9 protein-coding genes are annotated in these 12,544 nt (G+C 35.0%); 7 read left to right on the forward strand and 2 right to left on the reverse strand.

Annotated features, from left to right (window positions below):
- Positions 1–79 precede the first annotated feature (79 nt).
- Entirely contained in the window at positions 80–2,719 is a 2,640-nt protein-coding gene (locus tag GKZ88_RS06480) for a TonB-dependent receptor (protein WP_155101566.1), read from the reverse strand.
- 165 nt (positions 2,720–2,884) lie between these two features.
- Here GKZ88_RS06480 and GKZ88_RS06485 point away from each other — a divergent pair, with 165 nt between their 5' ends.
- On the forward strand, positions 2,885–3,910 hold the full coding sequence (locus tag GKZ88_RS06485; protein ID WP_155101567.1) for a LacI family DNA-binding transcriptional regulator: 1,026 nt from the start codon (positions 2,885–2,887) through the stop codon (positions 3,908–3,910).
- A 41-nt stretch (positions 3,911–3,951) separates the two neighbouring features.
- The gene (locus GKZ88_RS06490) at positions 3,952–4,305 is read left to right on the forward strand and encodes a hypothetical protein (protein WP_155101568.1); all 354 of its coding nucleotides are present in this window, start codon (positions 3,952–3,954) and stop codon (positions 4,303–4,305) included.
- A 72-nt stretch (positions 4,306–4,377) separates the two neighbouring features.
- Here GKZ88_RS06490 and GKZ88_RS06495 read toward each other — a convergent pair whose 3' ends face one another.
- Positions 4,378–4,929: a hypothetical protein gene (locus GKZ88_RS06495; RefSeq protein WP_155101569.1), complete on the reverse strand. Its 552-nt coding sequence runs from the start codon at positions 4,927–4,929 to the stop codon at positions 4,378–4,380.
- Positions 4,930–5,045: 116 nt separating this feature from the next.
- On the opposite strand from GKZ88_RS06495, the gene GKZ88_RS06500 reads away from it, so the two are divergent.
- The 5 genes from GKZ88_RS06500 (at position 5,046) to GKZ88_RS06520 (ending at position 12,543) form a co-directional block, all read left to right on the forward strand.
- Entirely contained in the window at positions 5,046–7,820 is a 2,775-nt protein-coding gene (locus GKZ88_RS06500; protein WP_155101570.1) for a 2-oxoglutarate dehydrogenase E1 component, read from the forward strand.
- Positions 7,821–7,892: 72 nt separating this feature from the next.
- Entirely contained in the window at positions 7,893–9,134 is a 1,242-nt protein-coding gene (gene odhB, locus GKZ88_RS06505; RefSeq protein WP_155101571.1) for a 2-oxoglutarate dehydrogenase complex dihydrolipoyllysine-residue succinyltransferase, read from the forward strand.
- Positions 9,135–9,351: 217 nt separating this feature from the next.
- Positions 9,352–11,832 (forward strand): TonB-dependent receptor, encoded by a 2,481-nt coding sequence (locus tag GKZ88_RS06510; protein WP_155101572.1) that lies wholly within the window; start codon positions 9,352–9,354, stop codon positions 11,830–11,832.
- 56 nt (positions 11,833–11,888) lie between these two features.
- Complete coding sequence (locus GKZ88_RS06515) at positions 11,889–12,221, forward strand: hypothetical protein (protein WP_155101573.1); 333 nt, start codon at positions 11,889–11,891, stop codon at positions 12,219–12,221.
- Between the two features lie 19 nt (positions 12,222–12,240).
- Positions 12,241–12,543 carry a hypothetical protein gene (locus tag GKZ88_RS06520; RefSeq protein ID WP_155101574.1) on the forward strand — a complete coding sequence of 101 codons (303 nt, stop codon included), beginning with the start codon at positions 12,241–12,243 and terminating at the stop codon, positions 12,541–12,543.
- Position 12,544: the final 1 nt, after the last annotated feature.

A 12,544-nucleotide genomic window follows, 5' to 3' on the forward strand; every position in this document is an offset into this window, starting at 1 on the left:
GTGATTTGTTTGCGGTTACGTTGCGATTACGGTATGGAGGCGCACAGCAGTGCGCCTCTACAATACCGTATGTATAAATTTAGAAATTAATCGCTACCGAAAATCTAAACGCGCGTCCTAAAATAGGTCTTGCCATAAACACATCGCTTGCCGCAGAAGTTGTTTGTCTTGGATCTCCTTCTGTTAAACCAATTTCATTGAATAAATTCGAAGCATCTACTGCAAAACGAAGATTATTATACGTATAATTTAAACCTGCTCCAACTTCTTTATAAGCCGGTAAAACTTGTTTGTTATCCTGATTCGTGAATTTTTTGTCGTAATAAGAAAACTGAACATAAGCCGCAAGATCTTTTGTAATATCTACTTCTGGTCTTAAATTGCAGAAAAATTTAGGGATTCTTCGTGCTGTATTTCCGTTAAAATCAAAAGTCGAACCATCAGCATTTGTTCCTGTAAAATTATCATATTCCGGTTTTTGAACTGTGAAAGTGAAATTCAGATTTACGATTTCATATCTCGCATTAGTTTCTACTTCAAGACCAATATTGTTTACATCGGCAAATTTGTTTTCTGAAGATCCGTCAGATAAAATGTCTGTAAAAGCAACATTTTTTAAACCCATGTGAAATAAATTGGCATTCACATTAAAGAATGAATTAGAATATTTATAACCTAACTCAAACTGATTTACTTCTGTATTTTCCAGTTTGCTTAAATCTGCTGCATTATCATAAAATGATTCTTCGATTGGTGATCTAAAACCGTGGCTATAACGAACATACGAAGCCATATTATCATTAAATTTGTAGTTTCCTGCCGCTGTATAAGACCATTCGCTTACATCATATCTCCAATATGTATATGGATTTCCTTTTACAGTAGTAACCTTATCATCAGCCGTATTATTATCTAAAACTCCTAAGTTTTCTGCAAAAAATCTGGCGTTGTCTCTATAACCTGAATATTTGTCTTTGTTGTATCTTAAACCTGCGTTGAAGGTCAAATTATCTGTAGCTTTAATTTCGGCATCAGCATAAATATCGTTCAAAAGACCTTTAGTTTGAGCGTCTCTTTCTAACCATGTAATTCTTTCTATTCCGTTCCAAGTGTGATCAACTCCGGTTGTATTGTCTTTTACGTTTAACAATCTTGGATTATCCGAAACACCTACTAAATAAGAATTCCAATTCCAATATTGGTTTGATTTCCAGTTTGAATAGTAATAACCAGCTGTTAATTTTACAGGATCTAAATCAAAATTGAAAGAGAAATTATTAGCAAAATTGTTCATCTTTTTGTCGATATGCCAAAGATCTGCTCTCATAATTAAAGCATTTGGATCAAGAGTTTGACCGTTGTCTACATAAGAATAGGTTAAATTGCTTGCCGTTGTATTTTGAACATCTGTTGCATAAGCGCTTTGTGTCCAAGGACCTCCGTTAGGAAAAATTGCATTGTAATTTAAATCAATACTTGTTTGTTTAAATGCATTTTTGAATGTTACTTTCTCCGATATTTTCTTTTTAAATTCGGCTCCAATTGAGTTGATAACCGGATGAGAACCATCTTCTAAATCTGCACTAAAAGTTCCTCCGCCATATTGAGGCACATTTAAGTGACTGAAATTTACTGAAGTCAACGTTCCATAATTTGGATTAAATCCCGGAATTCCTTCAACTTTTCCGTTATTACTTTTTAAAGGAATTGGCAAATAGAATGTATTTCTGTCGTCAAGGTGTTTGAAATTAACTCTTAAATAATCGTTGTCATCAAATTTATAAGTGATGTTTCCTTTTATTTGTCCGCCTTTATTTGCTGTAAAACCTGTATTTCTCACACCATTATCGGCTCTGTAGAAACCTCCAACATTAAAAAACAATTTATCTTTAATCAAAGCGCCTGATAAATTAAGATCTGTTCTGAACATTCCGTAATCTGATGTCGTGAATTTTGCTCTTCCCATAAATTCATTCTGACCTGTTTTAGAGATGAAATTGATGATTCCACCAGGAGCATTATTCGCAAAAATTGATGCCGAGCCTCCACGAACAGCTTCCATTTTACTTACTGTTTCGTCTAATCTGTAAAAAGTATCGGCGTTGGCAAATTGCAAAGCACCATCTTCAAAAACCGGCAATCCATCTTCTTGAATTTGTACATATTCATACGCTCCAGCTGATGGAATTCCTCTTGCAAAAAGGTTATTTCCTATTTCTCCTCCAGATGCTTCTACCACAAATCCCGGAATGGTTTGAAGCAAAGCTGCTGTGCTCGATGGTGCTCTGTCTTCGATTGCTTTTGAGCCCATTGTTGTAATTGCAACGCTGGATTCCAATTTAGATCTTGGCGCTGATGATCCTGTAACCACAACTTCTTTTAGACTTTGTGATTCTCCTTCAAGAAGTAAATTCACCTCTAGAGATTCGCCTTCTTTTATTGCAATTTGCTTTTCGAAAGTTTTATATCCCACATTTGTTGCAATAATAGTATAAGTTCCTGCATCGATATTAGAGAATGAATATCCTCCGTTTTCATCTGTAATAGTACTTTTTCCTGTTTCCTTAAGAGTCACATTTGCTCCCGGAACTGTTACTCCGCTGTCATCTAATACTTTTCCTGATATAGTGCCTTTATTTTGGGCAAATAGATTATTTGGTAAAAAAAACAGGCAAAACATTAAAAGTAATGTACCTAAATACTGGTGTAGCTTTTTCATTTTTTTTTGTTCGGTTAGTTAGTAATTATGGTTATCACTGTCAAACTTAATAACTAATTATAAGGAATATAGGAATTAAAAATCGAAAACGTTTTCGAAAAGACCTAAAACGTTTTCGGAACTTAAAATTTTATTCATGCAGTTTATTTTTAGTACTTTTATTTCATGAATGACACAAAATTAATAGATATAGCCTCAGCCTTGGGAATTTCGGTTACCACAGTCTCAAAAGCCTTAAAAGGGTATACAGATATTAGTAAGTCTACTCGAGCCAGAGTTATCGAAATGGCCGAAACGATGAACTACATGCCCAATTCTGTTGCGGTAAACCTTAGAACTAATGAAACCAAAACAATTGGCGTCATTATTCCGGCTACGGTACATCATTTTTTTTCGAGCGTATTGAATGGTATTCTTGAAGAAGCCGAAAAAAGAGGTTATTTGGTCATTATATTACAATCAAACGAAAAGTACGAACTCGAGAAAAAACAACTTGCTCTTTTAATTCAAAAACGAGTTGACGGAGTTTTAATGTCTCTCTCAAATGAAACTGATGATTTCAGTCATATTAATGAAGCGATTCGAAAAAATACTCCTGTTGTTCTTTTTGATAAAATTGCCAAAAGAGTTGATTGTTCCAAAGTTGTTATTAATGATGCCAAAGCGGCTTATGATGCTGTGACGTATCTTATTAATAAAGGATATAAAAAAATCGCGCATTTTAGAGGTTCTTATGTTCCGCAAAATTCTATCGATCGTTTTTTAGGTTATAAAAGAGCGCTCGAAGCTCACGGAATTGAGTACGATTCGAAACTGGTTTATGTTTGCGACAACAATACTGATTTTGAAGATGGTTACGAAAATGCGCAAAAAGTAATGACCGAGAATCCGGATATTGATGCAATTTTTGCGATTACAGATTTAGTCGCCATTGGGATTATAAAATATTTTAATGAAGCCGGAATAAAAACTCCTGAACAAGTTGCCGTTTTTGGATTCAGCAATTGGTTTATGAGTACAGTTATTTCGCCAAAACTAACGACAATTGACCAACCGGGATTTGAAATGGGACATCAGGCGGTTTCTCTTTTAATCGATGAAATTATGGACATAAAAGAGCATCGACCGGTGACACATCAAATTATTGAACTTCCTACAAGAATCATTGAAAGAGAATCAACCGTTAAATGATTTTTTAGTTTTAACTTTGCGTCAATTCTTAAAAAGCATCAATGTTTCCAATTCCTGAAAATACCGATATTTTATTGGCTGATGCCGAAAAAGAAAACCTATATCTAAACCTGATTGAACAAATTAATAAGGACTTTAATTTAGCCAATGAAGGAATTGATTTTCCGTTAAGCATTTCTCCAGACGAATTAAAGATTCAGCTTCACGAAAAAATCTACAGAATGATTCAGTACAAATTTGCTGAATATTTGAATTTACTTTACATTATAGATGTTTCTGAAATCGAAATCAAAAAACTTGATGGTTCTGATTTAGTTATTTTAGCCGAACAAGTTGCTTTTTTGATTTTAAAAAGAGAATGGCAGAAGGTTTGGTTTCGGAAGAATTTTAAATAAGGCTCAGAGTAACAAAGAGACAAAGATTTCCGCAAAGTGAGAAAACCTTTGTCTCTTTGTCACTTTGCAACTTTAGAAATAAACTCTCACAAAAGGCATAAATCCAGATCCGTAAAGACTTTTGTTAGGATTATATAAAACGTCATAACGCCCGCCAATAGTCACATTTCCGATTCTGTAACCTGCTCCAAGATATAAGGCAGTATTCCAATAAGAATCGGAATAACCTGGCTGATTATAATATTGTTCATAGTCTGTATCTACCCTAACTTGCTCTAATTCGGCAGATAATTGAACTTGCGGAATTGGGTTTACGAGTACAATCGCGCTTCCACCCCAAACAAAAGATTCATAATAATTTTTTTGATATAAATAGCCAAACTGCAGTCCAACTCCTACCGAAACTATTGGATTGATGTTGTAAATAGCACTCGGCATAACCGAAATATTGGTGTAACCTGAACCAAAACCCAATCCAAGACCGCCTCCAAACGAAACCTTATCCCAAAAATGATTGGTATTGTCAATGACATAATTTTGCTGTGCGTTTCCAATGTTGAAAAATAATACTGCCAAAATCACAAAAAAAGAATTGAAAACGATTGAATTTCGATTTTTACTCATAGTTAACGTTTATTTTAACAAATTTTTACGTAAAAGTACGTAAAAAAAAGATTTAAATAAATGCGATTGTTGTACTTTTGCGATTCTATTTAACAAAAAGTATATTCACTAATATTATGGATAGGTTTTCATTTTTAAATGCAGCGCATACAGAGTTTTTTGCACAATTATACGATCAATATTTAGTAAACCCAGACAGCGTTGAGCCTAGCTGGAGAAGTTTTTTTCAAGGTTTTGACTTTGGACAAACCGTTTATAATGACGAAAATCCAGTGCAGACAATCGTTGAATATGTGACGAGCGATAACACAGATTACAGTCAGGTTTCAGAAAAACTAAAGAAAGAATTTAATGTTCTTAAATTAATTGACGGATACCGCACGCGCGGGCATTTGTTTACTAAAACAAATCCAGTTCGTGACCGCAGACAGTCTTCTCCAACTTTAGATATTGAAAATTTCGGATTATCAGCTGCAGATCTTTCAACTGTTTTTGATGCAGCACAGACAATCGGAATTCCGCCTTCTTCACTAGAAACTATCGTAAATCGTCTTAAAGCTATTTACTGCCAGCATATTGGAATTGAGTATATGTACATCAGGAATCCTGGCGTTGTAAAATGGATTCAGGATAAATTAGCTGTAAATGTTAATCAGCCTAATTTCTCTACAGAAGAAAAGAAAACTATCTTAAATAAATTAAACGAAGCTGTTTCTTTTGAGAATTTCCTTCATACTAAATATGTTGGACAAAAACGTTTCTCATTAGAAGGTGGAGAATCTATCATCCCAGCGCTTGACGCTTTGATCGAGCAAGCTGCAGAAAAAGGTGTTGAACAATTCGTAATGGGAATGGCACACCGTGGCCGTTTGAACGTTTTGGCAAACATCTTCAACAAATCAACTCAAGATATTTTTGGTGAGTTTGACGGTAAAGATTACGATCAGGAATATTTTGATGGTGACGTAAAATACCACTTAGGCCTTACTGCCGACAAAAAAACAAGATCAGGAAAAAGCATCAACATCAATTTAGCACCAAACCCTTCTCACCTTGAAACGGTTGGAGCTGTAATTGAAGGAATCACAAGAGCAAAACAAGATAAATATTATCCTGACGATTTCTCTAAAGTATTACCTATCGCCGTTCACGGAGATGCTGCAATCGCAGGTCAGGGTATTTTATATGAAATCATTCAGATGGCACAGCTTGACGGTTACAAAACTGGAGGAACAATCCATATTGTAATCAACAACCAAGTTGGTTTTACAACAAACTATTTAGACGCTCGTTCATCTACTTATTGTACAGATGTTGCTAAAGTAACTTTATCTCCAGTATTACACGTAAATGCTGATGATGCTGAAGCGGTTGTACACGCAGTATCTTTTGCATTAGACTACAGAATGCAGTTTGGACGCGACGTATTTATCGATTTATTAGGATACAGAAAATACGGTCATAACGAAGGTGATGAACCTCGTTTTACACAGCCTGTTTTATATAAAATCATCGCAAAACATAAAAATCCAAGAGATATTTATGCAGAGAAATTATTGTCTGACGGCGTAATCGATGCATCTTATGTAAATGCTTTAGAAAAAGAATACAAATCGAATCTTGAGGAAAACTTAGAAGCTTCCCGTAAAAAAGATTTGACTATTATAACACCATTCATGAAAAACGAATGGGACGGATTTGTTCAGGTAACTGATACACAAATGCTACAAAAAGTAGATACTACTTTTGACAAAAAAGGATTGGATTCTATCATCAATACCATTTCAACGTTACCAGCAGACAAAAAATTCATCAGTAAAATAACTAAAATTGTTACTGATAGAAAAACAGGATACGACAACAACACTCTTGATTGGGGAACTGCAGAAGCACTTGCTTACGGTTCGCTTTTAACAGAAGGATTTGATGTTCGTATTTCTGGTCAGGATGTTGAAAGAGGAACTTTCTCTCACCGTCATGCTGTTGTTAAAGTAGAAGATTCAGAAGAAGAAGTAATTCTTTTAAATGGTATCGAAAACAAAAAAGGAAAATTTGGCGTATTCAATTCTCTATTATCTGAATACGGAGTTCTAGGTTTTGATTACGGATATGCATTAGCAAACCCAAAAGCCTTAACAATTTGGGAAGCACAATTTGGAGATTTCTCTAACGGAGCTCAAATTATGATTGACCAATACATTTCTTGTGGAGAAGATAAATGGAACAACCAAAATGGTATCGTTTTATTATTGCCTCACGGATATGAAGGTCAAGGTGCAGAACACTCTTCTGCAAGAATGGAGCGTTATTTACAGCTTTGTGCAAGACAAAACATGTACGTTGCTGACTGTACAACGCCAGCAAACTTCTTCCACTTGTTGAGAAGACAAATGAAAACGAATTTCCGTAAACCTTTGGTAGTTTTCTCTCCAAAAAGTTTATTACGTGATCCAAGATGCGTATCTACAGTTGAAGAGTTAGCAAGCGGAAGTTTCCAAGAAACAATTGACGATAATACAGTAGATAAAAAGAAAGTAAAAACTTTAGTTTTTGTTACTGGTAAATTCTACTATGACATCGTTGCAGAAAGAGAAAACAACGGAAGAAATGATGTTGCAGTTGTTCGTATCGAGCAATTATTCCCTTTACCAGTTGAGCAGTTAAAAGCAATTATCGCACAATATCCAAATGCTGATGATTATGTTTGGGCTCAGGAAGAACCTAAAAACATGGGAGCTTACAGCTTTATGTTAATGAACTTTGATCTTGTAAAATGGAGATTAGCTTCGTTAAAAGCTTATGCTGCTCCAGCATCTGGAAGTTATACACGTGCAAAACGTCGTCATGCAGATGCAATTAGAATGGTATTCGATAAAAATTTATTCAGATAAAAAGAATGTTTCAAGTTTCAATCCTGATTGCTATCGGGATTGAAACCATAAAAACCTTAAACAAAAACAAAGATGATTTTAGAAATGAAAGTCCCATCACCAGGGGAATCAATAAAAGAAGTTGAAATTGCAACTTGGTTAGTTAAAGACGGAGATTATGTAGAAAAAGATCAAGCTATTGCTGAAGTTGATTCAGATAAAGCTACTCTTGAATTACCTGCTGAAATGAGCGGTGTAATTACACTAAAAGCTGAAGAAGGTGATACTGTAGCAGTAGGCGCTGTAGTTTGTTTAATTGATACAGATGCTGCAAAACCAGCAGGAAGCGCTCCAGCTGCACCAGCAGCAGAAGCTCCAAAAGCTGAAGCACCAAAAGCAGAAGTAAAAGCTGAGGCTCCAAAAGCAGCTCCGGCTCCAGCAGCAGCACCAAGTTATGCAGCTGGAACTCCATCTCCTGCAGCAAGAAAAATATTAGATGAAAAAAATATCGCTCCGGCAACTGTTTCAGGAACTGGAAAAGGTGGAAGAATCACTAAAGATGATGCTGTAAATGCAGTACCTTCTATGGGAACTCCAACAGGAGGAAGCCGTGGAACTGAGCGTACAAAATTATCTATGTTACGTCGTAAAGTAGCAGAAAGATTAGTTTCGGCTAAAAACGAAACAGCTATGCTTACTACTTTCAACGAAGTAAACATGACACCGATCAACCAAATTCGTAATGAATACAAAGATGCTTTCAAAGCAAAACATGGCGGTTTAGGTTTAGGTTTCATGTCATTCTTTACAAAAGCAGTTACAAGAGCTTTACAATTATATCCAGATGTTAACTCAATGATGGATGGTGATTACAAAATCGCTTACGATTTTGCTGACATCTCAATTGCAGTTTCTGGACCAAAAGGATTAATGGTTCCTGTTGTTCGTAATGCTGAATTATTAACTTTCCGCGGTATTGAAGCTGAAATCAAAAGATTAGCTTTAAGAGCTCGTGATGGTCAAATCACAGTTGATGATATGACTGGAGGAACTTTCACAATCACAAATGGTGGTGTTTTCGGAAGTATGTTGAGTACTCCAATTATCAACCCTCCTCAATCAGGAATCTTAGGAATGCACAATATTATTGAGCGTCCAATTGCTGTGAACGGAAAAGTTGAAATTCACCCAATGATGTACGTTGCACTTTCTTACGATCACAGAATTATTGACGGACGTGAGTCTGTTGGTTTCTTGGTTGCTGTGAAAGAAGCTTTGGAAAACCCATTAGAATTATTAATGAACGGAGATGCTAAACGTGCTTTAGAATTGTAATTTCATTAAAAAATCAATACTATTAAAAAGCCTGTTCATCAATTTGAACAGGCTTTTTTTCTTAATATTAGCTTAATTTTAGCTTAAGATGTTAATTTTTTAAACAAATGTAAATTTTACCCTTTAAAAATTATTTTATTTAGAATAAATAAAAATAGCTTGTATAGTTGGCAACCATAACATAAATTTGCACTATTCAAATCAATTCTAAATAAAAATGAAATATAAATTTACAATTTCTTTTTTGAGCTTTTGTTTTTTCCTATTAGCGAGTACTTCAATCTCGGCACAGCAAAAAGCAACTATAAAAGGTAAAATCAGCTTAGACAATAATCAAGCTGCCGACAATGTTTCAATTGTACTAAAAGGTACAAAAATTGGAACCAACACAGACAGCAATGGTAACTACGAAATCAAAAACGTAAAACCAGGAAGTTATACCCTTAGAGTTTCTGCAGTAGGTTTTACTTCTAAAGAAAAAAGCATTACACTTAATAGTGGAGATGAAATTATAGAAAACTTCACTATTACTTCAAATTCTGAGCAATTAGACGAAATTTTAATCAACGGAGGAAACAAGAAAAATCCTTTGGCTCGTAAAGAAACGCAGCAAGTATCAAGATTACCACTTAAAAATCTTGAAAACCCACAAGTATATACTACAATTACAAGCGAACTTTTAAAAGAGCAAGTGGTTACCAATATTGACGATGCTCTTAAAAACGCTCCAGGATTAACGCCGCTTTGGGCTTCAACTGGACGTGGCGGCGATGGTGCAGGCTATTTCTCTTTAAGAGGATTTGCTGTGCAGCCAACAATGATTAACGGATTGCCAGGATTAACAAACGGAAGTTTAGATCCAGCAAACATTGATAAAATTGAAGTAATTAAAGGACCATCTGGAACTTTATTTGGAAGCAGCTTAATCTCTTACGGAGGTTTAATCAACTTGACTACTAAAAAACCTTACGACCACTTTGGAGGTGAGGTAAACTATACTGCTGGAAGTTACGGCTTAAACAGAGTTACTGTAGATGTTAATACTCCTTTAGACGAAGAACACAAAATAAACTTCCGTTTAAACACAGCTTACCATACTGAAAACAGTTTTCAAGATGCTGGATTCAGAAAATCATTTTTCTTTGCTCCTTCATTATCGTACCAAGTAAGTGACAAACTTTCGTTTTTCATTAATACAGAATTCATGAGCAATGAAGCAACTAACCCTACTATGCTGTTTTTAGATAGAGGTGCACCGCTTAGAGTTCACAATATCGACGAATTAGGTTACGACAACAAACGTTCTTATACTAGCAACGAATTGTCTATCAAAACTCCATCATATAACCTTCAAGGACAAATGATGTATAAATTCAATGATCAATGGACTTCTCAGACTGTTGTATCAAGAGGTTCATCAAAATCAGATGGTTACTATTCATATTTATATGAAGGAACACAATACTATCCTGGAATTACAGAAGGAATTGTTTTGGGCCGTTACATGAACTACCAAAACTCAACTACACTTACAACTGACATTCAGCAAAACTTTATTGGTGATTTTGTTATCGGAAGCATGAGAAACAGAATTGTTGCCGGTGTTGATTATTTCAACAGAGGCGGTATTGATAATGGTTCAAGTTATGTTTCAAATGGAGGTATCTACATTGGAAACCTTGATACAAAAACAGTAAACGAAGAATTTTTCGGAATTACTGATCCTGCTAAATACATTACAAATGGCGACAGCGGAAAATTAACAAAAGCTGGATCTGATGCTCTTTTAGCTGATGCTTCAATGACTAATGCTAAAACAAAACAAGAAGTTTACAGTGCTTATTTTTCTGATGTGATCAACTTCACTCCTGCTTTATCTGCAATGGCAAGTTTACGTGTTGACCGTTTTATGACTGCTGGTGATGTTTCAACAAAAGATGATGATTTTAACCAAACTGCATTTTCTCCTAAATTTGGATTAGTTTATCAGCCAATTATTGACAAAGTTTCGCTTTTTGCAAACTATATGGATGGTTTTGCAAACTCAGCTCCTGTAACAGAAATTTTACCTGACGGAAGCAGACGTCCAAGAACTTTTAAACCAGAACACGCAAATCAGTTTGAAGTTGGAACTAAATTAAACATATTTAAAGATAAACTTTACGCTACATTCAGCTACTATGATATTCAGGTAAAAGATCAGGTTTATATCGTTTATACTGCAACAACTCAAACCGCTTTTCAAGATGGAGCACAAAGAAACAAAGGTTTTGAGGCTGAATTTATCGCAAATCCTATTAATGGCTTAAACATCGTTGCAGGATACAGCTATGTAGATGCAATCTTAAACGCTGGAGATCCAGATTTCGTAGGCCACAGACCTGAAAGCTCTGGACCAAGAAACCTAGTAAATTTCTGGGCTAGCTATAAATTTCCAGAAGGAGACTTAAACGGTTTTGGTTTAGGTTTTGGAGGAAATTATGCTGATAAAAACCTTATCATGAACAGAACGGTTACAGGACAATTTGCAATTCCTTCTTACACTGTTTTAAATTCTTCGATTTTCTACGGAACAGAAAAATTCACATTAACTCTTAAACTTGACAATATTGCAAACGTTGATACTTATGACGGATGGTCTACAATCCACCCAAGAAACATGAGAAGCGCAGCAGCAAGTTTTTCTTATAGATTCTAATTAATAAAAAACACCTTTCTGATTCAACAAAAAGGTGTTTTTAAATTCTATAAAATATGATAACAATAGCCAGTCTTATCGTTTTTTTAGCTTTTTACACGCTTTATTACACTTCAAAAAGAGCCGTTTTATCGTATGATTTGGGTTTTGAAAAGTGGATGAAACGAAATCCAAAACAAACTAAAATCACAGGATTAATTTTGCTCGCGTCTGCATATTCAATGTGGCTTATAACAAAGTCACTATGCTGTGGCACTTTGATGTTTTTTATTCAGCTGATGACTGTTGGAAGTCTGATTATTATTCTGACTCCATTAAAAAAAGTAAACAGCAAAGCACTTTTGGCATTGTTTATTTTTATTGCAATTTTGGAATTCTACTACAACTAAAACCAGTTTAAACCACGATATGCCAGCAAATCCGAAATATTTAACTCCTGCCTTTTGGCCTCGTTTTTTAAAAATCACAGCTGCTATTTTAGGAGGCTACTTTGTATCTATAACTTTTCATTTGGCATTAGCCGCTTGGTTCAATCGTGCTGCTGTCTTGATGACAATGGCTTTCACCGGATTTATTCTTTGGACTGCATTAATGGTCGTTGCTTTTTTAGCAAAAAGTGGCTGGAAAATCTGGGGTATCTATATTCTATTGAGTCTGCTTTTTTGTCTTTTTATCTATCTGGGTCAAACCTATAATCAAACGGCGCACTAAT

This window comes from Flavobacterium sp. LC2016-01 (genome assembly GCF_009711135.1).
Taxonomy (GTDB): Bacteria; Bacteroidota; Bacteroidia; order Flavobacteriales; family Flavobacteriaceae; genus Flavobacterium.

What these genes read in the sequence shown, in the direction of transcription:
- GKZ88_RS06515 (WP_155101573.1), top strand. Translation starts at nt 11,889, where the DNA reads ATGATAACAATAGCCAGTCTTATCGTTTTTTTAGCTTTTTACACGCTT.
- GKZ88_RS06490 (WP_155101568.1), top strand. Translation starts at nt 3,952, where the DNA reads ATGTTTCCAATTCCTGAAAATACCGATATTTTATTGGCTGATGCCGAA.
- GKZ88_RS06480 (WP_155101566.1), bottom strand. Translation starts at nt 2,719, where the DNA reads ATGAAAAAGCTACACCAGTATTTAGGTACATTACTTTTAATGTTTTGC.
- odhB (WP_155101571.1), top strand. Translation starts at nt 7,893, where the DNA reads ATGATTTTAGAAATGAAAGTCCCATCACCAGGGGAATCAATAAAAGAA.
- GKZ88_RS06485 (WP_155101567.1), top strand. Translation starts at nt 2,885, where the DNA reads ATGAATGACACAAAATTAATAGATATAGCCTCAGCCTTGGGAATTTCG.
- GKZ88_RS06510 (WP_155101572.1), top strand. Translation starts at nt 9,352, where the DNA reads ATGAAATATAAATTTACAATTTCTTTTTTGAGCTTTTGTTTTTTCCTA.
- GKZ88_RS06520 (WP_155101574.1), top strand. Translation starts at nt 12,241, where the DNA reads ATGCCAGCAAATCCGAAATATTTAACTCCTGCCTTTTGGCCTCGTTTT.
- GKZ88_RS06495 (WP_155101569.1), bottom strand. Translation starts at nt 4,929, where the DNA reads ATGAGTAAAAATCGAAATTCAATCGTTTTCAATTCTTTTTTTGTGATT.
- GKZ88_RS06500 (WP_155101570.1), top strand. Translation starts at nt 5,046, where the DNA reads ATGGATAGGTTTTCATTTTTAAATGCAGCGCATACAGAGTTTTTTGCA.